The organism is Pseudomonas sp. AC463 (genome assembly GCF_979253585.1).
Genome location: NZ_CEEDDZ010000012.1, coordinates 35,899 through 58,398 on the forward strand (window position 1 = coordinate 35,899; position 22,500 = coordinate 58,398).

A 22,500-nucleotide genomic window follows, 5' to 3' on the forward strand; every position below is an offset into this window, starting at 1 on the left:
GCGTCCCCGTTCACCGGCGAGACTCGGAGGATCAGGCAAGTAATCCAGTGGAACGCACTACAGATCGCAGGTACAGGCCGGGAAAATGTGCGGACCAACCGCCTCAAGGATTCCCCCATGAAACGCCTTTTACTTGCCCTGGGTTTGCTGGTGACTTCTCTTTCCTCATTGGGAGCCGATATGTCCAACGGTGCTGACAACTTCTACACAAGCGACACGGTGACCGTCGAAAAAATCACCTTCAACAACCAATACGGCCTGAAGGTGGCCGGCAACCTGTTCGTGCCCAAAAACCTTGCCTCGGGCGCAAAAAGCCCGGCGATTATCGTCGGCCACCCCATGGGCGCCGTCAAAGAGCAAAGCGCCAACCTGTACGCCACCAAAATGGCCGAGCAAGGCTTTGTCACCCTGTCCCTGGACCTGTCGTTCTGGGGCGAAAGCGCAGGCACGCCACGCAATGCGGTGTTGCCCGATCTTTACGTCGAAGACTTCAGCGCCGCCGTGGACTATCTCGGCACTCGCCCCAACGTCGACCGTGAACGCATCGGCGTCATCGGCATCTGCGGCAGCGGCAGCTTCGCCATCGCGGCGGCGAAGATCGACCCACGCCTCAAGGCCATCGCCACGGTCAGCATGTACGACATGGGCGCCGCCAACCGCAACGGCCTCAAGCAGGGCGTGACGCTGGAGCAGCGGCGCCAGGTGCTGTTGCAGGCGGCGAACCAGCGCTATGTGGAATTCCAGGGTGGCGAAACCCTCTACACCAGCGGCTCGCCGCTCAAGCTGACGGGCAACCCGATTGGCGATGAGTTCTTTGACTTCTACCGCACGCCACGCGGCCAGGTCACGCCGGCCGGTGCGTCGGCGCAAACCACCACCATGCCGACGCTGACCAGCAATGTGAAATTCATGAACTTCTACCCGTTCAACGACATCGAGACGATCTCGCCGCGCCCGTTGCTGTTGATCACCGGCGCCAACGCCCACTCCCGCGAGTTCAGTGAGGACGCCTACAAGCGTGCCGCCGAGCCCAAGGAGCTGCTGGTCATCCCCGGCGCGGGCCATGTCGACCTGTACGACCGGGTCAACCTGATCCCGTTTGACCGACTCACCACCTTCTTCAAAGGCAACCTCAAGTAATGTCCAATACCCCTCACACGGCCCGCTGGGGCGCGGTGTTCGCCATGTCGCTGGCGGCATTCACGCTGGTTGCGTCGGAGTTCATGCCCGTGAGCCTGCTGACGCCACTGGCTGCCGACCTCGGTATCACCCAAGGCCAGGCCGGCCAGGGCATTTCGGTGTCCGGGCTGTTTGCCCTGCTCACCAGCCTGGTTATCGCGGCCGTGGCCGCACGGGTGGACCGCAAGCGCCTGCTGCTCGCCTTGACCCTGCTGATGATCGTTTCCGGCAGCGTGGTGGCGTTCGCGTCGAACTACCTGATCTTCATGCTTGGCCGCGCGCTGATCGGCGTGGCCATCGGCGGCTTCTGGTCGCTGTCGGCGGCCACGGCCATGCGCCTGGTACCCGATTCGCAGGTGCCACGGGCGTTGGCGTTGGTCAACGGTGGGAATGCACTGGCGATGGTGATTGCGGCGCCGCTGGGCAGTTTTCTCGGTGGGATCATCGGCTGGCGGGGTGCGTTTTTCTGCGTCGTCCCCGTGGCCGTCATCGCGGTGGTCTGGCTGCTGGTGAGCCTGCCGTCGATCAAGGCGGATGGCAGCGCGAAAACCGGCAATGTGTTCCTGCTGCTGAAGAACCCTCCGGTGGCGCTGGGCATGCTCGCCGTCAGCGTATTTTTCATGGGCCAGTTCATGCTGTTCACCTACCTGCGGCCGTTTCTGGAGAGCGTCACTCAGGTCAGTGTGCCCCTGCTGTCAGGGATGCTATTGGTGCTGGGGCTGGCCGGGCTGGCGGGGACGTTGCTGATCGAACGCTTCCTGAAGAACGGCCTGTACCCCACGTTGATCGCCATTCCGCTGCTGATGGCGGTGATCGCATCGGCGCTGATTGCATTCGGCAGTTCAGCACTCGTCACCGCCTGCCTGCTGGGAGGCTGGGGCCTGGTGGCCACCGCCGCACCCGTGGGTTGGTGGACCTGGCTGGCACGCACGCTGCCCAAGGACGCCGAGGCCGGCGGGGGGTTGATGGTCGCGATCATTCAACTGGCGATTGCCGCCGGCGCCACGGTCGGTGGCGTGGCGTTCGACCTCAGTGGTTACCAGGCCACCTTCGAACTGAGCGCGGGGTTGCTTTGCGTGGCGGCGATACTGGCGTGGGCCGCATCCTGCCCCCCCGCGCGGACGGCAACCGCCGATGCCTAGGCTCGTGATGGACGGATGTTGCGCATGCGCCCATCCGTCCGAAACCTTCATTATTTTGCGCCGCCAGCCGATGCCATTGGATACCCCTGACGTGCAGTCGCAAGCTGCGGGAAATAATGCCGAACACTCTTACGCCCCTTGTGCGCCAGCTCTCCATTCGCACCAGCCTGTCCCTGACCCGTACCTCGCTGTTCAATTTCATTGCGCTACTGACCCTGGTATTTGCAGCCGCCGCTTATTCGTTGGTGTTCCTCGCCCAGGAGCTGGACCACTCAGAGCAGGAGGAAAGTGCGTTTTACACCCGTAAAGCCATGCAATCCCTGGAGAAGTCGCTGCGCGTCACCGTCAAGGACTATGCGTTCTGGAGCGACACCTACAAGCACATGCACCAGCAGGTGGACACGGACTGGGCCTACACCCGCGGTAATCTCGGGGCGACACTGTATGAGGATTTCGGCTTTCAGGGCCTGTTTGTGGTCAACGGCGTCAACCACACCGTATACGCCGTGATCGAGGGCAAGCTTGCGCCCGTCGAACTCACGCAATGGCTCGGCCACCCCCTGACCGAAATTATCGAGCAGGCGCGCGCCGACGCGGACAATGAAACCCCGGTCACGGCCTTCGTCAACGTGCACGGCAGCCCCGCGCTGGTGGCCGCCGCCGCGATCACCCCCGGCACCGACCCGACGGTGCAGGCCGACGACCGGCCAGCGTCGGTGCTGATCTTCGTCGACCTGTTCAACAGCGCCAAACTGACCGCGATCGGCCAGGACTTCGGCGTGGGCAACCTGCACGTCGCCACCCCCGATGACATTGGCAAGACCCTGGTTTTCCCCCTTGGCCTCGACGGCTCCGCCGGCAGCCTGCACTGGGACCCTGCGCGGCCAGGCGTGCGGCTGATGGCGGTCGGCCTGCCGCTGTTGGGGCTCGCTGCCCTGCTGGTGTGCCTGATGACCTGGGTGATTTTGCGCCGCGCCACTGCCGCAGCCCTCGACCTGGATGCCAGCCACGCCTCGCTGCTCAATAGCCAGAATGCGCTGGCCACCAGCGAGGCGCGTTTTCGCGATGTGGTGGAAGCCAGTTCCGACTGGGTGTGGGAAATCGATGCGCGTTGGCGCTTTACCTACCTGTCGGAGCGTTTCGAGAGCGTCACCGGCCTGGCGCGGCACGCCTGGATCGGTGTCGCCATGAGCGACTTGCTCGACACCGAAGGCGCCCATCTATCGCAGTGGCTAGAGGCCCGGGAGCGGCATACGGCGATCAGTGTGCAGTGCCGCTATGTCGATGCCCAAGGCCAGGAACGCAGCACCCGATTGTCGGCGCGGGAAATGCCCTGCGGCGGTTTTCGCGGTACCGCCACCGACGTCACCGAAGAAGTCGAGTCGCGCCGGCGCATCGAGTTTTTGTCCCAGCATGACGCCCTGACCGGGCTGCCCAACCGCACGCGCCTGCAAGCGTTCCTGGAGGGCAAGCTCAAGGCACTGCCCGCTTCGGAACATTCTTTGGTGATGCTCAGCCTCGACCTTGATCGGTTCAAACCGGTCAACGACTTGCTCGGGCACGCGGCCGGCGACCGGGTACTCAACGAAGTGTCCGCGCGCCTCGCCGACTGCGTGCGCCATGGCGACCTGGTGGCACGCGTCGGTGGTGATGAATTTGTGCTGATCCTCAGCGAGGCCGGTACCCAGGAGGAAGTCGAAAGCCTGTGTAAACGCCTGATCGAGTCGATTGAGCAGCGCATCCGCATCGACGAACAGGACGTCTTTATCAGCGCCAGCATCGGCATTGCCATCGCCCCCGACGACGCGCGTGAAGCCAGCGAATTGCTGCGTTACGCCGATATCGCGCTGTACGAGGCGAAGTCCGCCGGACGTAACACCTGGCGGTTTTACTCCGGCGAAATGAACGCACGGATCATCGAACGCCGGCGCCTGGAAAGCGACTTGCGGTTTGCGATCAAACACGCCGAGTTACGCCTGCACTTCCAGCCCCGCTACCGCATCGGCGACGGGCAAATGGTCGGCGCCGAAGCCCTGGTGCGCTGGCAGCATCCGACGCGCGGGTTGATCGCGCCGGACACGTTTATTCCGATTGCCGAAGAATCCGGGTTGATTCTGGCGCTCAGTGACTGGGTCCTGGAAACCGCCTGCGCGTGCGCGGCGCAATGGCCGCACGCACTGTTTGTGTCGGTCAATCTGTCGCCCACCGAGTTCAAACGCGGCAACCTTGTGGAGCGGGTGCGCGACGCGCTGCAGACATCGGGCATCGATCCGGCGCGCCTGGAGCTGGAAATCACCGAAAGCGTTATGCTCGACGACGCCGCCGGAGCCCTTGAGGTGATGCGCACGCTCAAGCAATTGGGCATCCGCATCGCCATGGACGACTTCGGCACCGGTTATTCGTCCCTGAGCTACCTGCGCAGCTTTCCGTTCGACGGTTTGAAGATTGACCGCAGTTTTTTGACCCGGCTGGAGGAAAGCGCCGACGACCAAGCGATCATCCAGGCCATTGTCGGGCTGGGCCATGCCCTGGCGCTCACGGTGACTGCAGAAGGGATTGAAACTGCCGAACACCTGGCCATGCTCAAGGCGGTGGACTGTGACGAGGGCCAAGGCTACTACCTCAGCCGGCCACTGGACCTCAACACGTTCACCGGCCTGCTGGAGCTGCACGCAGGCGGCATCAACGGAAAAAATGACTCGGCGTCTTGCCAAACTGTTTCTTGAACATGCTGGTAAAGGCGCTGGGGCTGTCGTAGCCCAGTTCCAGGGCCACGTCGATAATCTTCTCCCCCACCGCAATGCGCTCAAGCGCCAGCAGCAACCGCGCCTGCTGGCGCCATTGGCCGAAGGTCATGCCGGTGTCCTTGCGGAACACGCGCTGGATGGTTTTCTGGTCCAGGGCCAGGCGTTCGCTCCAGTCGGCCACGGTGGAGGCATCGCCCGGGTCGTGCTGCCAGACCGCGCAGATCTGCTGGATGCGCGGGTCGGCGGGCTGTGGCAGCGACAGCGGCAAGGCCGGCAACAGCGCGAGTTCGTCGAGGATCAAGTGCATGATCCGCGCATCCCGTGAGTCTTCGGCATACGGCGGCTTCAAACTCACCGAAGCCTTGATCAGCTCGCTCAGCAGCGGCGAGATGCTCACCGCTTTGGTCTCACTGGGCAGATTGGGGAAGCTGTCCGGGCGCACAAACACGCTGCGCATTTTCAGCGCGCCCACGCAGCGCAGGGAATGCACGTGCCCGCACGGCATCCAGAAACCGCGATTGGGCGGCACCGTCCACTGGTTCTGCGCCGAGTGCACCACCATCACGCCTTCGGTGGCGTAGAGCAACTGGTGTTTTTCATGGCTGTGGTCGGGGATCACCCAGTTTTCCGGGTAGTCGGTGGCCGAACTGATGACGGCCCAGTCGCCCTCATCGATCTCCTGCAGAAATTTATCCAGTGATTTGATCATTTCGCCCTTTTTGCGACGGTTGCCTCCCGAATTTCGCGAGACAGGCATGGGTGGCGAATCTAGCATAACCGTCGCAACAATTTGAAATGGTCAGCCGGCCAAGCACTGGCTACCCTGTTCGCTGCCTTGATATGGAATGCCTGCATGACGACCCTCACCGCCTCACCCACCGCAACGTCAAGCCCGCCCCAAGCAAGCCCGCTGGTCATGCGCATCCTCGGCGCCTGTGCCCTGGCGCACCTGATCAACGACTTGATCCAGGCCGTGCTGCCGTCGATCTACCCGATGCTCAAGGCCAACTACGGGCTGAGCTTCACCCAGGTCGGCCTGATTACCCTGACCTTTCAGCTGACTGCTTCGCTGCTGCAACCCTGGATCGGCTACCACACCGACCGCCATCCCAAGCCGTGGCTGCTGCCGGCGGGCATGGTGTGCACCCTGGTGGGCATCCTGATGCTGGCGTTTGTCGGCAGCTTCCCGATGATTTTGCTCGCGGCCGGCCTGGTGGGCGTGGGTTCGTCAACCTTCCACCCGGAAACCTCGCGCGTCGCGCGGCTGGCCTCCGGCGGGCGTTATGGCCTGGCGCAATCGACCTTCCAGGTCGGCGGCAACACCGGCAGCGCGTTGGGCCCATTGCTCGCGGCGGCGATCATCATCCCTTACGGCCAGGGCCATATCGCCTGGTTCGGGCTGTTTGCAGTGTTCGCGATTCTGGTGCTGTACGGGCTGAGCCGCTGGTACCGCCACCACCTCAACCTGTTCAAGCTCAAGCAAGGCGGCAAAGCCACCCATGGCTTGTCCAAAGGCCGCGTGACGTTTGCCTTGGTGATTCTGGCGCTGCTGGTGTTTTCCAAATACTTCTACATGACCAGCCTGACCAGCTACTTCACCTTCTACCTGATCGAGAAATTCCAGCTGTCGGTAGCGAGTTCGCAGATGTACCTGTTCCTGTTCCTCGGCGCGGTGGCCGTGGGCACCTTTGCGGGCGGGCCGATCGGCGACAAGATCGGCCGCAAGAAGGTCATCTGGTTCTCGATCCTCGGCGCCGCGCCCTTCACCCTCGCCCTGCCCTACGTCGACCTGTTCTGGACCGCCGTGCTCAGCGTGGTGATCGGCTTCATCCTGGCCTCGGCCTTCTCGGCCATCGTGGTGTTTGCCCAGGAACTGGTGCCCGGCAATGTGGGCATGATCGCCGGGGTGTTCTTCGGCCTGATGTTCGGCTTCAGCGGCATCGGCGCGGCGTTGCTGGGTTTGCTCGCCGACAGCCATGGCATCGCGTATGTCTACACGCTGTGCTCGTTCCTGCCGCTGGTGGGCATCCTGACAATACTGTTGCCCTCGACCAAAGGCGTCTAGACTGCCGATCATCGGCTGGCCGTAGGCCAGCACGATGAAAGCTCCGAAAAACCTGCGTGTGCGCTTACAATCCCGGTTTTCAACGCACACCAGGCAGACCCGGCAAGACATGACGCTCGACCCTCCTACGATTTTGGCACTGACAGTTGCCTTGGCCGCCGCCGCGGCCCTCTACCTGGCTGTTGAATGGCGCAGCGTGCGCGAGCCGTCGCTGCTGTTCTGGAGCGCCGGTTTCGCCACTATCACCATTGGCTCCACCCTCGCCCTGCTGCGCATCAACGGTTATCTGGTGATTGGCATCTGGTTCGCCAATGGCTTGCTGGTGAGCGCGCATTGCCTGTTTTTGCTCGGTGTGGCGCGGTTTACTCAAGTGCGCCTCTCGCCGCTGTGGTTGCTGATGCTGGTGGTCTGGCTCGGCATGCTGATGCTGCCGGCCGACCTGCCCTGGTCCAAAGCCATGCTGGGGGTGCAGTCGCTGCTGGTGGCGCTGCCGACCCTGCGCGCGAGTTTCCTGCTGCGGCCCCATGGCAAATCCCTGAGCATCGGCGCGGTGCAACTGCGCTATGTGCTGCTGATCCACGGGATTTTCTATGTGATCAAGGCCGCGTCGGTGCTGATCCCCGGCACCTTGATCGACCTGGCCGCGTTCAAGGGCGAGATCATCCAGATTTCCCTGGTGGAAGGCGCGATGGCGATCATGCTGATTGCCCTGTCCATGACCGGCTCCGAACGCTACCGCCGCGAACAGCAGATCGCCCGCCTCGCCGCCCGCGACCCACTCACCGCCCTCTACAACCGCCGCGCCCTGGACTTACGCGCGCCGCGCCTGCTCGCCCAGGTTTCCCCGGCGCAACCGGGTGCGCTGCTGCTGATCGATATCGACAATTTCAAAGGCGTCAACGACCTCTACGGCCATACCGCTGGCGACCGTTTGCTGATCGCCTTGAGCGAGATGATCCGCAGCGTGGTGCCCCAAGGCGCGCTGGCTGCACGCCTGGGCGGGGATGAATTTGTAATCCTGCTGCACCCGGCCGCGACCGCGCAGATCGTCGAACTGGGCAGCAGCCTGCGCGAGCAGTTCCAGTACCTGGCCGCGCAAACCTGCGCCACCCCGGCGCCGGTGACCCTGAGCATCGGCGCCAACCTGTTCGACCAGCCACCGGCCAGCCTGGCCGCGTTGATCGAACAGGGTGATACCACGCTGTATGAAACCAAGCGTGGCGGGCGTGACAGCATTCGCTTGGTGGACCGCACCGGGGCCTACAGGTCGTAATTGACCGCCACACTGCGCCCGGTCTTCACCGACTCCAGCGCACAATCCGCCAGGTGCAAGGCATACAACCCGTCGCGCACGCTGGTGGGCAAGGCCTGGCCGTGGTTCAGCGCATCGATGAACTGGGTCAGCTCATTGCGATAGGCATCGGCATACCGCTCCAGGAAAAAGTGCTGCAACGGTTCCAGCGCTTCGGTGTGCTCGGCGCTCCAGTGGCGCAAGGTGCTCGGGCGGTGGTTGTCGGTGAGCAGCACGCCATGGGCGCCGGACACCTCGACGCGCTGGTCATAGCCATACACCGCCTGGCGGCAGCAGTTGATATGGCATTGCTTGCCGGAGGCAGTGCGCAGCAGCACCATCACGCTGTCGTAGTCGTCGATCTGCTCCAGGCTCGGGTCCACCAGGCGGCTGGCGATGGCGCTGACTTCCACCGGTTCTTCGCCGAGCAGATGGCGGGCGGTGTCGAAGTCGTGGATGGTCATGTCGCGCAGGATGCCGCCGGAGTGTTCAAGGTAATCGCGCGGCGCCAGGCCGGGGTCGCGGCTGGTGATGATCACTTGGCGCACGGCGCCGATTTGCCCAGCGTCGAGGGCCTGGCGCAGGCGCAGCATGTCGGGATCGAAACGGCGGTTGAAGCCGAGCATCACCTTGCCGCCCTGGCGCTCCACGGCCTGGGCGGCGCTGCGGGCCTTGGCGATATCGAGGTCGATGGGTTTTTCGCAGAGCACCGCCTTGCCTTCGGCCACCGCCGCCAGCAGCAAGTCGATATGGGTGTCGGTGGGCGTGCCGATGACCACGGCGTCGATGTCTTTGCGGGTCAGCACCGCAGCACAATCGTAGGCCGCCTCGCAGCCCAGTTGCGTGCTCAGCGCATCGACGCCCTCGCGCCAGGGGTCGGCCACCAGCACCAGCGTGGCATTGGGGTGAGCGGCGACGTTGGCAGCGTGGATCTTGGCGATGCGCCCGGCACCTAGAACGGCGATACGTAGCATGGGTGAACTCCTGATGTTGTTTTTGAAGGGAGTGCTCAGTCCGGCAGGTTGAACGGCGTCACGATCTGCACCTGTGACGGCGCAATCGGCCCGGCCTTCCACAACCGGTGGTGTTGCAGGATATGCAGGAACACATTGCGGGCATCGATCTGCAGGTTGTGGTCGATGATCGCGGCGATTTTTTCGTCGATCAGCAACTGACGGTTTTCTTCGTCGAGGTCGTGGCCGATAAACACCTCCAACGGCCGATCAAGGGCGGCGAAGGCGTCGACAATCGCGCGGTTGCCGCCGCCGACGCTGTACACCGCCTTGAGGTCGGGGTTGTGTTTCAAAGCCTGGGTGACACGCTCGAAGGTGCGGTCATACACACCGTAACCGCCGCTGATATCCAGCACGCGCAAGTGCGCCGCGCGCCCGCGCAGCCAGGCACGAAAGCCCATCTCGCGTTCTTCTTCGCCACGGAACAGTTCGCTGCCGATCACCACGGCCACGTCCTGGGGCTGCGCCGGCAGCCAGCGCGACATCAGGTAAGCAGCGGTCTGGCCGGCGGTGCGGTTGTCCATGCCGACATAACCGATGCGCTCGCTTTGCGGCAGGTCCGTCACCAACGTCACCACCGGAATCCCCGCCGCGATCAGTTGCTTGACCGCCTGGTTTACGGCCGGCTCATCGGCGGCCTTGAGCACCACGCCCTGGCTGCCGGTGTCCAGGCAGCGCAGCAACTGGTCGTGCATGGCCTGGGGCTCGATCTCTTCGAACAGGTGAAAACGCGGGGCAATCCGAAACGGCGCCAGGCTGGCCAGTTGCGCGACGATTGCCGCCTGCACCGCCGCACTGAAGCGTTGCGGCGTGTGCATGATCACGTCGACATGAAATGTGCGCCCCACCGCCAGGCCGTTTTTCTCCTGAGACTCCAACTCCTCCAACGCCTGCTCGATACGCCGCCGGGTCTGTGCGTGCACGCTGCCGCGCTGGTGCAACACGCGGTCGACCGTGGCTTTGCTCACACCCGCCTGGGTGGCGAGCTGTTTGATGGAGAAGTGTTTGGCGCGTTCGAGCATGGCGTTCGCCTGAGGTGTTTTTGAGGTTTTTTTTGGGCGTTACTGAGGTTTGGCAATGCTAGTCTCAGTTTCGCCCGGCGTCGAGCCTGGCGATGAACAACAACAAAAAACTGGAGAAGCCCATGCCTCACACCGACCTCGCCACCTCGTTCAGCGGCCAATACTTTGTCGTCACCGGCAGCACCCAAGGCCTGGGCGCCGCCGTGGCCCACACCCTGGCGCAACGGGGCGCCGCCGGGCTGATCATCTGCGGGCGCCGCCGCGCCCAGGGCGAGGAACAGGTAAGGCAACTGGCGCAGCTGGACTGCCCGGCGTTTTTTGTCGAGGCCGACCTGGAAAAGGTCGAGGATTGCCGCGCAATCATCGAGGCTGCGCGCACCCACTTCGGCACCTTGCACGGGCTGGTGAACTGCGCCGGCATGTCGGACCGCGGCACCATTCTCGACACCTCGCCGGAGCTGTTTGACCGGCTGATGGCGGTGAATGTGCGCGCGCCGTTCTTCCTGATGCAGGAGGCGTTGAAGCTGATGATCAGCAACGGCGTGGAAGGCGCGGTGGTGAATATCCAGAGCGTCACCGGGCATGGCGGGCAGTCGTTCTTGAGCGCCTATGCGGCGTCCAAGGGCGCGCTGGCGATCCTCACCAAGAACGTCGCGTTCAGTGCGCTGCGCAACCGCATCCGCGTGAATGGCTTGAATATCGGCTGGATGGACACGCCTCATGAGGATGACATCCAGCGCCAGTACCACGGTGCCCTGGACGGCTGGCTGGAAAAGGCCGAAAGCGCGCAGCCGTTCGGGCGCCTGCTCAAGCCGGCGGAAGTGGCGCAAAGCGTGGCGTTCTTGCTGTCGCGCGAGTCGGGGATGATGACCGGTTCGGTGATCGACCTGGAGCAAGGCGTGGTGGGCTGCACCGACGCCGGCAGCCCGCAACCGCATCAGGCCCTGAGCCTGACGGGCGGTGTGTGATGTCGGTGTTCGTTACGGCCGACGCCGTGCGCATCGAAGACTTCCAGCGCATTTGTGCGCAGCAGGCGCGTGTCGAGGACTATCCGCTGGCCGCTGGAGTGCTGAGGAACGTACCGATCTACCAGGCCCACACCTTGCGCAACAGCGACCGCCTCTCGGTGATGAATGAACTGCACCGCCTGTTCAGCGACGGGCCGGGAGTGATGGTGGTGCGCCGCGCCTTTGAGGACCTGGAAGTGGTGGACCGTCATAGCCAGGTGTTCGAAGCGATCTTCGCCCAAGAAGCGCAACACGGTGCGGGCGCCGACCACTTCGCCAAGGCCGGCACCAATGGGCGCATCTGGAATTCATTGCAAAAGGCCGCGCTGCAATCGCCGGAATCCTTTGCCGAGTACTACGCCAACCCGCTGCTGGGGTTGATTGCCGAGGCGTGGCTGGGGCCGAGCTTTCAAGTCACCGCCCAGGTCAATGTGGTGCACCCCGGCGGCCAGGCGCAGCAGCCGCACCGTGATTATCACTTGGGCTTCCAGACCCATGAGGTCGTGGAGCGCTTCCCCTTGTCGCTGCACCAACTGTCCCAATACCTGACGTTGCAGGGCGCGGTCGCCCACTCGGATATGCCGCTGGAAACCGGCCCCACCCAGTTGCTGCCGTTCTCACAGCAATACGCCTTGGGCTACCTGGCCTGGCGGCGCGCGGAGTTTATCGACTACTTCCAGCAGCACGCGGTGCAGCTGCCGTTGAACAAAGGCGACCTGTTGTTCTTCAACCCGGCGCTGTTCCATGCCGCCGGCACCAACCGCACCCCGGACCGCCAGCGCATGGCCAACCTGCTGCAAATCTCCTCGGCCTTCGGCAAGCCCATGGAAGCCCTCGACCGCGAGCGCATGATGCTGGCGATCTACCCCGCGCTACTGGCCAACCCGGCCCTGGACGCCCAGGCCGTGGTCGCCTGCACCGCCGATGGCTATGCCTTCCCCACCAACCTCGACACCGACCCGCCGTTAAAGGGCCTGGCCCCGCAAACCGGGCAGGAACTGATGCTGCAAGCCCTCAACGAGCGCTGGCCCATTGCCGACTTCGCCGCGGCCGTGGCGCAGCAGCGGGCCAAGCGTCAGGCATGAATCGCTTTAACAACAACAAAAACAGCGGAGCACCATGATGAAAAAGCAACTCCTTGCGGCACTGTTTACCCTCGCCATCAGCCCCTGGGTCCTGGCCGATATACGCATCGGCGTGAGCATCGCCCAGGTCGACGATGTGTTCCTCGCGCAAATGCGTGACTACATGGCCGCCCATGCCAAGGAACTGCCCGGCGTGACCCTGCAGTTCGAAGACGCCCAGGGCGACGTGGTGCGCCAGCTCAACCAGGTGCAGAACTTCACCGCCCAGGGCATGGACGCAATTATCGTCAACGCGGTGGACACCGCCGCCACCCAGAAAATGACAGTGAATGCCCAGCAGGCGAAGATCCCGCTGGTGTATATCAACCGCCGTCCCGAGTTCAAGGACGTGCCGCCGGGGGTGGGTTATGTGGGTTCGGATGAGATCAAGGCCGGCGAAATCCAGATGCGCTACCTGGCCGAGAAAATGGGCGGCAAGGGCAACCTGGCGATCATGCTGGGCCTGCTCTCCAACAACGCCACGCACAACCGCACGCTGGGGGTAAAAAATGTGCTTAAGGACTACCCCGGCATCAAGATCGTCGAGGAGCAGAGCGCCGAATGGCAGCGCAGCAAAGCGATTGACCTGATGAACAACTGGATCGTGTCGGGCCGAAAAATCGATGCCGTGGCCGCAAACGCCGATGAAATGGCCATCGGCGCAGCCATGGCGATCAGCCAGGCAGGCATGCAACCGGGCAAGGACATCCTGGTGGCCGGCAGCGATGGCGGCGCGGCCGGGCTGGATGCGGTGAAAAAAGGCCTGTTGCTGGTGACGGCGTATCAGGACAACAAGGGGCAAGCGGTCGGCTCGATTGACCTGGCGGTGAAGATGGTGAAAAAACAACCCTACGAGGCTGAGTTGACCATTCCTTACCAGCAGATCACCAAAGACAACTACCAGGCGTTTCTCAATCCTTGATTTGAAGCCAATGAGTTCTATGTGGCGAGCGAGCTTCTTGTAGCGAGCTCGCCACAAAAAAATCTCCCGCCCACCACTCACTCATCCCGCCACCCATTCACCACGATATACAACAATGGTCCCACCGACACGAACACCGCCGTCAGCAGAAAATACGGCAGCAGTGACGCCACCGACCGTCCGCGCCGCCGCGCATCGCGGTACATCCACACGCAGGCCAGCGCGGCCATCAGGTACAGGTCGATCACCACCTGCGCCGTGTCCGGGCGCGCCATCAATTCGCGCCCGAAGGCCAGCAGTGACTGCTCGGCCGTGAGCATCGTGAACAGGGTGTACAGCGAAAAACCGAGCAACGCGGCCAGGGCCAGAAAGGGTTTGCGCATGGGGTCTTCCTTGAAGTGATTGAGGCCCACCCTAGTGATAAGGTGGCAGCCCTCGCAATGACCTCGGAGGTCATGAACCCGTCATGGAAAACCCTGCTACCGCCGGCGCACAGCTGCGCCAATTGCGCCGACACGCCAAGCTGAGCCAGCTCGACCTCGCCCTGATCACGGGGGTTTCCCAGCGCCACCTCAGTTGCCTCGAGACCGGCCGCGCCAAGCCAAGCCCCGGCACATTGCATAACCTGCTGACCGCACTGGAGGCACCGCTGGAGCAGTGCAACCAGGTGTTCCTCGCCGCCGGCTTCGCGCCCCGCTACACCGCCACCCCGCTCGCGTCACCGAGCATGGCGGCGATTCGCGAGGCGGTCAGCCATGTGCTGCACGCCAACAATCCGGCCCCGGCGATCCTGCTGGGCAGCCAGTGGGAAGTGCTGGCGGCGAATGCCAGCACCGGCGTGTTGTTTGCGTTGGTGGGTATCGCGCCGGACGCGGCAGACGGTCTGAACCTGCTGACCACCCTGCTGCAACCCGGCGGCCTCGGCGATCACCTCATCAACGCCGACGAGATCCGCAGCCTGGCCTGGCAGCGCGCGACCCGTGAGGCGTTGGGCAACCCGGCATTGGCGACCTTACTGGCGAGCCTGCCAGCCCCCAATAGCCGCGAAATGCCCGAACAGATGCCGCCCCTGGTACTAACCCGCATCCGCTCAACCCAGGGCGAGCTGAATTTTCTGTCGACCTTCACCACCTTCGGCATGCCCCAGGACATCACCCTCACCTCCCTGCGAATCGAGCACCTGATTCCCGCCGACGATGCCACCTGGCAGGTGATGCGCGCCGCCTATGAGGAATATGCCGCACTGGTTTTGTGAAATATCTGTACGTAGACTGCGGCCATACCCCCATCTGAAGGCGGCGAAAAAAACCTGATGCAAGTTACCGAAGTCTCCATTGCCCAATTGCGCGCGGCGCTTGAAAGCGGCCAGACCACGGCCGTTGAACTGGTTCACGCGTACCTGGCGCGCATCGATGCCTATAACGGCGAACTCAACGCCGTGGTGGTGCGCAATCCCGAAGCCCTTAAAGAAGCCGAGGCATCCGATGCGCGCCGGGCCAGGGGCGAAACCTTGGGGCCATTGGATGGCATTCCCTATACCGCCAAAGACAGTTACCTGGTCAAGGGCCTGACCGCTGCATCCGGCAGCCCGGCCTTCGCCAACCTGGTTGCCCATCGCGACGCCTTCACCATCGAGCGCCTGCGCGCCGGCGGCGCCATTTGCCTGGGCAAGACCAATATGCCGCCGATGGCCAATGGCGGCATGCAGCGCGGCGTGTATGGCCGTGCCGAAAGCCCGTATAACGCCGATTACCTGACCGCGCCATTCGCCTCCGGCTCGTCCAACGGTGCCGGCACCGCCACCGCTGCGAGCTTTGCCGCGTTCGGCCTGGCCGAAGAAACCTGGTCCAGCGGGCGTGGCCCGGCGTCCAACAATGGCCTGTGCGCCTACACCCCGTCGCGTGGGGTGATTTCGGTGCGCGGCAACTGGCCGCTGACCCCGACCATGGACGTGGTGGTGCCGTACGCGCGCACCATGGCCGACCTGCTCGAAGTGCTCGACGTGGTGGTCGCCGAAGACCCGGACACCCGTGGCGACCTGTGGCGCCTGCAGCCGTGGGTGCCGATCCCGAGCGTGGCCGACGTGCGCCCGGCCTCTTACGCTGAACTGGCTGTGCCGGCTGAATCCCTCGTCGGCAAGCGCTTTGGCGTGCCGCGCATGTATATCAATGCCGACCCCGAGGCCGGCACCAGCGAAAAACCCGGCATCGGCGGGCCGACCGGGCAGAAGATCAACACCCGCGCCAGCGTGATCGACCTGTGGCAAGACGCACGCCAGGCGCTGGAAGCCGCCGGGGCCGAAGTGATCGAGGTGGATTTCCCGCTGGTGTCCAACTGCGAAGGCGACCGCCCTGGCGCGCCGACCGTGTTTACCCGTGGCCTGGTGTCCAGGGAATTTCTCCACGATGAGCTGTGGGAGCTGTCGGCCTGGGCCTTCGACGACTTCCTGCGCGCCAACAACGACCCGAACCTGAACCGCCTGGCGGATGTGGACGGGCCGCAGATCTTCCCCCACGACCCCGGCACCCTGCCCAACCGCGAAGACGACCTGGCCGCCGGCATGGACGAATACGTGCGCATGGCGGAACGCGGTATCACCCCGTGGAACGAAATCAGCACCGTACCCGACGGCCTGCGCGGCCTGGAACAAACCCGCCGGGTCGACCTGGAAGACTGGATGGATAAGCTCGGGCTCGACGCGGTGCTGTTCCCCACCGTCGCCGACGTGGGCCCGGCGGATGCCGACGTGAACGAGGCCAGCGCCGACATCGCCTGGAGCAACGGCATCTGGGTGGCCAACGGCAACCTCGCGATCCGCCACCTGGGCGTCCCCACCGTCACCGTGCCCATGGGCGTGATGGCGGATATCGGCATGCCGATCGGGCTGACCTTCGCCGGCCGTGCTTATGATGACTCGGCACTGCTGCGCTTTGCGGCGGCGTTTGAAGCGACAGGCAGCAAACGCCTGATTCCGCCGCGAACCCCAGCGCTGCCGTCTGAATAAACGCGGTCAAAAATGTGGGAGGGCGGTGCGACGATTCGACTTACACCCTCCCATATTGGATCTGCGCCACGCTGTGATCAGGAAGTGCCTGTCTCGTAAAGGCGACTTTTCCGACATCGTTCACCGATAACAAAACTTTACTCTTCGGGCTTTCGCGTCCAGGAGTAAAGGGAATGACTTCCAGCGTACTACCGAGCGTCTTTTTCGACCACAGCCGGCACACCCTGAATGTGCGCGAGGTCAAAGCCCGGCTCGATGTCTTGGCCTTCAAGGGCCACGAACACCTCAGCCAGCCCTACACCTACACCGTGGAATTCACCAGCACCGAGCGTGACCTGGCGGCAAACACCTTGCTCGGCCAGGACGCCCGTTTCAGCCTGCACGCCGCAGCGCAAAAAAAACGCTCGTTTCTGGACCTTAGTGCAGAGGAAATCAAACCGCTGCGCACCCTGTATGGCGTGGTCACCGGCTTCAAACGCAACTCCGGCTCCAGCGACCAGGCCAGTTATGCCGTCACTTTGCAGCCGCGCCTGGCGCTACTGGCGCGCGGTCGGCAGTACCGCATCTACCAGCACCAATCCGTGCCGGAAATCGTCGAAAGCATCCTGCGTAACCGCCACGGCTTCCTTGGCCAGGACTTCCTGTTCAGCCTGAAACGCGACTACCCCCGGCGCGAACAGGTGATGCAATACGGCGAAAGCGACCTGGACTTTATCGCCCGCCTGCTGGCCGAAGTCGGCATCTGGTACCGCTTTACCGCTGACGACCGCCTGGGTATCGACGTGGTCGAGTTCTGCGACGATCAACGCCTCTATCAGTTCGGCCTTGAGCTGCCATTGCGCCCGCAGTCCGGGCTCGGCAGCAGCGGGCAGGACGGTGTGTGGCAACTGCAATCAAGCCACGCGGTGGTCGAGAAGCAGGTGCATATCCGCGCCTACCAGCACCGCGACGCCCGCGCCGACCTGAGCGGCGAGATCGACCAGACGCGCGGTGCAACCACCACCTACGGCGAGGCTTACCACTACGCCGAACCCTACAGCGCCCTGGGCGACCGCCTCGATCAAGACGAGCGCCTGCTAAGCGAAAGCGGCTACTTCTATGCGCGCCTGCGTCACGAGCGCTATCTCAACGAGCAAACCCAACTCAGTGGTATCAGCAGCAGTGCCGTTCTGGTACCGGGGCAGGTGCTCAAAGTGTCCGGCGGTGCGCCTGAGGCCTTCACGCTCGGCGCAGTAATCACCGGGCTGACCACCACGGCCGCGCGCGACAGCAGTTTCATCGCCACTTTCAAGGCGATGCCCTATTCGGAAAGCGTGTGCTTTCGCCCGCCGCTCAAGGCCAAACCCCAAATCGCCGGCACCGTCCCGGCCCGCGTCACCAGTTCGCGGGTCAACGACCCGTATGCGCATATCGACCTGGAAGGCCGCTACCGCGTCAACTTCCTGTTCGACCGTGACAGCTGGAAAACCGGCCAGGAAAGCGTCTGGCTCCGCCTGGCCCGCCCGTACGCCGGCGACACCCACGGCCTGCACCTGCCGCTGATAGCCGGCACCGAAGTCGCCATCGCCTTCGAACAAGGCGACCCGGACCGCCCCTACATCGCCCATGCCCTGCACGACAGCCGGCATGTGGACCACGTGACCATGCGCAACGACAAACGCAACGTGCTGCGTACCCCGGCGAACAACAAGCTGCGCATGGACGACCAACGTGGGCAGGAGCACATCAAGCTCAGCACCGAACACAGCGGCAAGAGCCAGCTCAACCTGGGGCATTTGGTGAATGCCGAACGTAAAAAACGGGGGGAAGGGTTTGAGCTGCGCACCGATGGCTGGGGCGCGCTGCGTGGTGGCAAGGGCATCTTCATCAGTGCAGATATTCAACCCAAAGCTCAGGGCCAGATGTTGGAAATGAGCGCTGCCCTCGGCCGCTTACAGCAGGCCGGTGAGCAGTTGGACGGTTTGTCGGTTGATGCCCAGGCCGCTAATGCAGACGCTGCGGATGTGCAGGCCCAGTTGAAGTTGCTCAAGCAGGATCTGGAGCAACTCAAGTCATCCGTATTGATGCTCAGCGCTCCCGATGGCATGGCATTGACCAGCGGCCAGCACCTGCAATTGGCGGCGCAGAACAACCTGATGATCAACGCCGGAGCCGAGGCGGATATCAGTGTGGTCAAGCGCATGTTCATCGGCGTGGGGCAAGGGTTGAGCGTGTTTGTGCGCAAGTTGGGGATCAAGCTGATTGCCAACCAGGGTCCGGTAAAAATCCAGGCACAAAACGACACGCTGGAGCTGATGGCCCGCCAAGGCTTGGAGATCATCAGCAGCGAAGATGAAATTCGCATCGTGGCGAAAAAGAAAATCACCCTGAATGCGGGCGGCAGCTACATCACCCTGGATCGAAGCCGCATTGAGTCAGGGACGGTGGGGGACCACTACATCAAGGCGGCGCACTTCGACTTCCTCGGGCCGGCCAGCATGAAGGCCGCACATCCGGAGTATCCGCAGAGTCTTTCAAAGCAACTGCTGCGATTCAGCCTGTCGCAAACCCCTAATGCACCGGGTAAAGGCTGGGCGGGGATGCCGTACACGCTCTTCGCCGACGGTGCAGTGCTCAAGGAGGGTGTGCTGGATAAGGCCGGGCAGGTTTCCATCGATCATCAGGCCGTCACCCAGCAATACCGGATAGAGCTGGCCAACGGCGTGAACTACCAGATACCGGTGCCGAGTGAATACCGCAATTGCGAGCAAGCGAACCTGGCCAACGGTGGTTTTCACAACCACCCCACGCAAACGGATGGCCACGTGAACCAACCCCTATCGCACACAGATCACCGCGCTCGATACACCGCAATGCTCAGCGCAACTAATGCTTGGGAGGAAAAACCTCATGACTGACCCTGACATCGTTGTCCCCGTCGCTCTGCAACATACCCAGCAGGCAACCTGTACCGCGCCCTGGTATGTACATGACAGTGAATATCATCCCGTTGAGGCCACCTATAAGCCACTAGTTAATGGCGAAGAAACCTTCGAGGCCGTGCACCTGGCTATCGCCCAAGCCACCAGAACTGTCGACATCATCTGCTGGGGATTTCAACCGTCGATGTTCTTTATCCGTAACGGCAGGAGCCCGAGTATCGGTGACCTGCTCAAGGCCAAGGCTCGAGAAGGCGTCAAGGTCCGCGTGTTGGGCTGGGAAATGCCGTTCAATTGCGCAGGCTTTGCCGGTGAGGCCAACCTGCCGGGCAAGGGCTTGATCCGTATCAAAGATCGGGCGTTGCAAAGTTCAACGCAGGAACAATACGACAATGATCGTCGCTGGTTTGCCGAATGTGCGGTTGCGGGTAACAAGGCCGCTCTTCGAGCAGAGACCAGAGTTCCGCTGTTCGTCAGCCGCGGTTTCCGTTGGGAAGATAGATCGCGGATTTCCGATGAGGTGGAACACGAAGGCCTCGACCCGCAGATCAGCGAAAAAATGCGCAACACACTGATGCTGACCGTCACCCATCACCAGAAAAGTGTACTCGTAGACTATGAAGTACCTGACAGCGCCGTTGGGTTTGTGATGGGCCACAACATGCTCGACGAGTACTGGGACACAGATGCGCATTCGGCGCTGAATCGAACCGAAAGCAGCAAACCCAAGCCCGACATCGGCCCGCGTGGTCATAGCCCACGACAGGATATTTCGAGCCAGGTCAGCGGGCCCATTCTGGAGCACCTACACCACAACTTTGCCAGTGCCTGGCTAACGGAGACCGGTGAGGACTTGATCGATCTTCGTCAAGCCAAGCAAGTCGGGCTGCAGCTGCAATGCACGCCCGGCGCCACTCGCCAACTGGCCCAACTGCTGCGCACCCAGGCGCAGGACGGCAAGCGTGATATCGAGAAGCTCTACCTGAAAGCGGTCAACAACGCGACGCAGTTTATCTATATCGAAAACCAGTATTTCCGTTGGCCGCCATTGGCAGACGCGATCAAGCAGGCGGCAGCTCGCCAGACAGCCAAGGGCCGTGATCCAGGCCTGCATGGTGCTTTGCACCTGTTCGTGATCACCAATGCGAGCGAAGACAGCGTGGATTCGGGCTCGTTGACGACCCAGCGCATGCTCGAAAGTTTGGGGCGCGCGAATGTCATTCCGGGGGTGACGAAGCTGCGGATTGCCAAGCAGGTCAAAAAAGACGCCCCGCCCCAGCCGACGCCAGATCCACGTGATCACGTCGGGCAGCGGGAGTTGGCTAAATGGCAGGCCGAACTCGATCAAACAACCAAGGCCATGCAGGACAGTGCGGTAGTCCCGAAGGAAATACCTGGGTTGAAAGTTCACCTGTGCTCACTCGTGGCGCCGGATTCACCGGCGGGTAAGCCGTGGATGCCCGTGTATATCCACTCCAAGTTGATGATTGTTGACGATGTGTTTACCACGCACGGCTCAGCGAATATCAACACGCGCAGCATGCAGGTGGATAGCGAACTGAATATTGCGCATGAGTGGGTGAGTGTGACGCAGGCGTTGAGACGCAGGTTGTGGGGGCTGCATACGGGCGGGAAAGGCGCGCAGGATGATCCAGAGAAGGCGTTCAACGTATGGGCGGAAATCATCAACACAAACAAAGAACTGCAAGAGATAAAAATGATCCCTGATGCTCCGCTAATCGAATTCTACTACGGCAAAGCTACCCTGAAGGACCTCGACTGATGCGCCGGATCCTTCTGCTCTCAAGCCTGCTGCTGGCCGCCTGTAATAACGGTGGTCCCCTTACTCACTTGAACCAGGAAATGCCCATGAACCCAATCAGTGAGGCTAAGCAAAAACTAACCTTCACCTGTGTGCATGAGACCATTCCTGAGTCGCCTGCCGAAGCCGATATTTTATTTCGGTACGCCCGCTGGTTGCAGAAAAACAACCTGCTCAAGCAGGACAAGAGCGTCTATGCAGAGATTGAGCGGCTGTATCGCATTGCTGCAGAGAACGGTCATTACAAAGCCAATATCAACTTGCAGAATGGCGCTATGCGTGGAGAGTTCAAACTCAGAGAAGGCGAGTATCTGCGTCTGGGCCAGCAACTGATCGACGCCAGAGTGGCGACGGGTTATTACTTAATTGGGATACTCCTCCAACAGGGGGCTGCTGGGTTAAAGCAAGATACGGAAATGTCGCTGCGCTATTACCGCAAGGCGGCCGATCAAGGTAACGCTCAAGCCCAAGCCTATGTAGCTGGGAAGCTAGCGCCGATTGACATTGCGCCAGCCATTGCTCGGCAGATGCGCCACTGTGCAGCGGAACAGGGGAATGGCAAGGCTGCGGTGGCTTTGGGCATTCATCTTAAAGTCAAGGAAGAATACCAAGCTGCCCTGAAGGTCTTTCAAATGGGCGTTTTAGCAGGAGACGATGGTGCTGCGGGTTGGCTGGAAGAGGCTTTTCGCGGCCCTCCTGCTACAGATAAGTTTTACTTCCTCGGCCAACAGCAAGATCTTGAACGCGCCGAGCGCTATGAAAAAATCTGGCGGATTCTCACAAGGTATTCCTACGCCGACCCCAAAGTCCCCGAAATCAACGAAATCCTCCCCTTGCCCCCCGCCAAGCTCCCCGCCTGGGACGGCAAACTCCAATGGCTGGAAGCGCGCCTGGCCAACATCCCGCCGCCCAAACCCAGCGAAGCACTGATCCATCAGTTGGCCAAGGCCAAACACCTTGAACCGGCAACCGGCAGAGCCACGCCGGAGTCTCCCGCGTTCATCAAGGCCAGCTACCCCCAACCGATGTGTTCCAGCGGTCAGGCCTGCCCGCAGACGGGCTACTGGCAGGCATACAGCCTGACTCGCGATGTGTACGTGCGGCTCAAAGAGGGCGCCGCGCAACGTTTCGAAGCGAACGAGATCATGCCTACCCTGAGTGTTCAGTTTCGCCAACCGCGCTTTTTGCTGCCCGACATCATCACGGTCAATGACGAAAACATCGAATGGCGGCTGTTGGGGTAA

Annotated in this window: 17 protein-coding genes; 13 read left to right on the forward strand and 4 right to left on the reverse strand. The window is 62.4% G+C overall.

What is annotated here, in order from left to right; all coding sequences use genetic code 11:
* The first annotated feature begins 117 nt into the window (after positions 1 to 117).
* The 3 genes from AC0IYH_RS16470 (at position 118) to AC0IYH_RS16480 (ending at position 5,047) form a co-directional block, all read left to right on the forward strand.
* Complete coding sequence (locus tag AC0IYH_RS16470; RefSeq protein WP_471835165.1) at positions 118 to 1,140, forward strand: alpha/beta hydrolase; 1,023 nt, start codon at positions 118 to 120, stop codon at positions 1,138 to 1,140.
* Positions 1,140 to 2,321 carry an MFS transporter gene (locus AC0IYH_RS16475; RefSeq protein ID WP_471835167.1) on the forward strand — a complete coding sequence of 394 codons (1,182 nt, stop codon included), beginning with the start codon at positions 1,140 to 1,142 and terminating at the stop codon, positions 2,319 to 2,321. The genes AC0IYH_RS16470 and AC0IYH_RS16475 overlap by 1 nt, the downstream gene beginning before the upstream one ends.
* Positions 2,322 to 2,437: 116 nt before the next feature.
* Positions 2,438 to 5,047 carry a bifunctional diguanylate cyclase/phosphodiesterase gene (locus AC0IYH_RS16480; RefSeq protein ID WP_471835169.1) on the forward strand — a complete coding sequence of 870 codons (2,610 nt, stop codon included), beginning with the start codon at positions 2,438 to 2,440 and terminating at the stop codon, positions 5,045 to 5,047.
* On the opposite strand, the gene AC0IYH_RS16485 is transcribed toward AC0IYH_RS16480, so the two are convergent.
* A complete protein-coding gene (locus AC0IYH_RS16485) occupies positions 5,004 to 5,825 on the reverse strand; it encodes an AraC family transcriptional regulator (RefSeq protein ID WP_122772001.1) in 822 nt (273 codons plus the stop codon). The genes AC0IYH_RS16480 and AC0IYH_RS16485 overlap by 44 nt on opposite strands.
* Positions 5,826 to 5,921: 96 nt before the next feature.
* On the opposite strand from AC0IYH_RS16485, the gene AC0IYH_RS16490 reads away from it, so the two are divergent.
* Both AC0IYH_RS16490 and AC0IYH_RS16495 read left to right on the forward strand, forming a co-directional pair.
* Complete coding sequence (locus tag AC0IYH_RS16490) at positions 5,922 to 7,133, forward strand: MFS transporter (protein ID WP_116627694.1); 1,212 nt, start codon at positions 5,922 to 5,924, stop codon at positions 7,131 to 7,133.
* A 109-nt stretch (positions 7,134 to 7,242) separates the two neighbouring features.
* A complete protein-coding gene (locus AC0IYH_RS16495) occupies positions 7,243 to 8,406 on the forward strand; it encodes a GGDEF domain-containing protein (protein WP_471835171.1) in 1,164 nt (387 codons plus the stop codon).
* Here AC0IYH_RS16495 and iolG read toward each other — a convergent pair.
* Together iolG and AC0IYH_RS16505 are read right to left on the reverse strand one after the other, a co-directional pair.
* Positions 8,394 to 9,398 carry an inositol 2-dehydrogenase gene (gene iolG, locus AC0IYH_RS16500; protein WP_116627692.1) on the reverse strand — a complete coding sequence of 335 codons (1,005 nt, stop codon included), beginning with the start codon at positions 9,396 to 9,398 and terminating at the stop codon, positions 8,394 to 8,396. The two genes, AC0IYH_RS16495 and iolG, sit on opposite strands and share 13 nt — an antisense overlap.
* 35 nt (positions 9,399 to 9,433) lie before the next feature.
* Positions 9,434 to 10,459, reverse strand: coding sequence for a LacI family DNA-binding transcriptional regulator (locus AC0IYH_RS16505; RefSeq protein ID WP_122771998.1), 1,026 nt, complete (start codon positions 10,457 to 10,459; stop codon positions 9,434 to 9,436).
* A gap of 122 nt (positions 10,460 to 10,581) precedes the next feature.
* On the opposite strand from AC0IYH_RS16505, the gene AC0IYH_RS16510 reads away from it, so the two are divergent.
* The 3 genes from AC0IYH_RS16510 to AC0IYH_RS16520 are packed head-to-tail and all read left to right on the forward strand — an operon-like array spanning position 10,582 to position 13,512.
* Complete coding sequence (locus AC0IYH_RS16510) at positions 10,582 to 11,427, forward strand: SDR family oxidoreductase (RefSeq protein ID WP_471835173.1); 846 nt, start codon at positions 10,582 to 10,584, stop codon at positions 11,425 to 11,427.
* A complete protein-coding gene (locus AC0IYH_RS16515) occupies positions 11,427 to 12,551 on the forward strand; it encodes a phytanoyl-CoA dioxygenase family protein (RefSeq protein WP_471835175.1) in 1,125 nt (374 codons plus the stop codon). Before AC0IYH_RS16510 ends, AC0IYH_RS16515 begins: the two co-directional genes overlap by 1 nt.
* Before the next feature lie 37 nt (positions 12,552 to 12,588).
* The gene (locus AC0IYH_RS16520) at positions 12,589 to 13,512 is read left to right on the forward strand and encodes a sugar ABC transporter substrate-binding protein (protein ID WP_116628165.1); all 924 of its coding nucleotides are present in this window, start codon (positions 12,589 to 12,591) and stop codon (positions 13,510 to 13,512) included.
* A 77-nt stretch (positions 13,513 to 13,589) separates the two neighbouring features.
* On the opposite strand, the gene AC0IYH_RS16525 is transcribed toward AC0IYH_RS16520, so the two are convergent.
* Entirely contained in the window at positions 13,590 to 13,895 is a 306-nt protein-coding gene (locus AC0IYH_RS16525) for a DUF2834 domain-containing protein (RefSeq protein ID WP_116627689.1), read from the reverse strand.
* An 83-nt stretch (positions 13,896 to 13,978) separates the two neighbouring features.
* Here AC0IYH_RS16525 and AC0IYH_RS16530 point away from each other — a divergent pair, with 83 nt between their 5' ends.
* The 5 genes from AC0IYH_RS16530 (at position 13,979) to AC0IYH_RS16550 (ending at position 22,500) form a co-directional block, all read left to right on the forward strand.
* Positions 13,979 to 14,767 (forward strand): helix-turn-helix domain-containing protein, encoded by a 789-nt coding sequence (locus tag AC0IYH_RS16530; RefSeq protein WP_471835178.1) that lies wholly within the window; start codon positions 13,979 to 13,981, stop codon positions 14,765 to 14,767.
* 54 nt (positions 14,768 to 14,821) lie between these two features.
* Positions 14,822 to 16,516: an amidase gene (locus AC0IYH_RS16535; protein WP_471835351.1), complete on the forward strand. Its 1,695-nt coding sequence runs from the start codon at positions 14,822 to 14,824 to the stop codon at positions 16,514 to 16,516.
* A gap of 173 nt (positions 16,517 to 16,689) precedes the next feature.
* Complete coding sequence (locus tag AC0IYH_RS16540) at positions 16,690 to 19,413, forward strand: type VI secretion system Vgr family protein (RefSeq protein WP_471835180.1); 2,724 nt, start codon at positions 16,690 to 16,692, stop codon at positions 19,411 to 19,413.
* Positions 19,406 to 21,217, forward strand: coding sequence for a phospholipase D-like domain-containing protein (locus AC0IYH_RS16545; protein WP_471835182.1), 1,812 nt, complete (start codon positions 19,406 to 19,408; stop codon positions 21,215 to 21,217). The genes AC0IYH_RS16540 and AC0IYH_RS16545 overlap by 8 nt, the downstream gene beginning before the upstream one ends.
* On the forward strand, positions 21,217 to 22,500 hold the full coding sequence (locus AC0IYH_RS16550) for an SEL1-like repeat protein (RefSeq protein ID WP_471835183.1): 1,284 nt from the start codon (positions 21,217 to 21,219) through the stop codon (positions 22,498 to 22,500). The genes AC0IYH_RS16545 and AC0IYH_RS16550 overlap by 1 nt, the downstream gene beginning before the upstream one ends.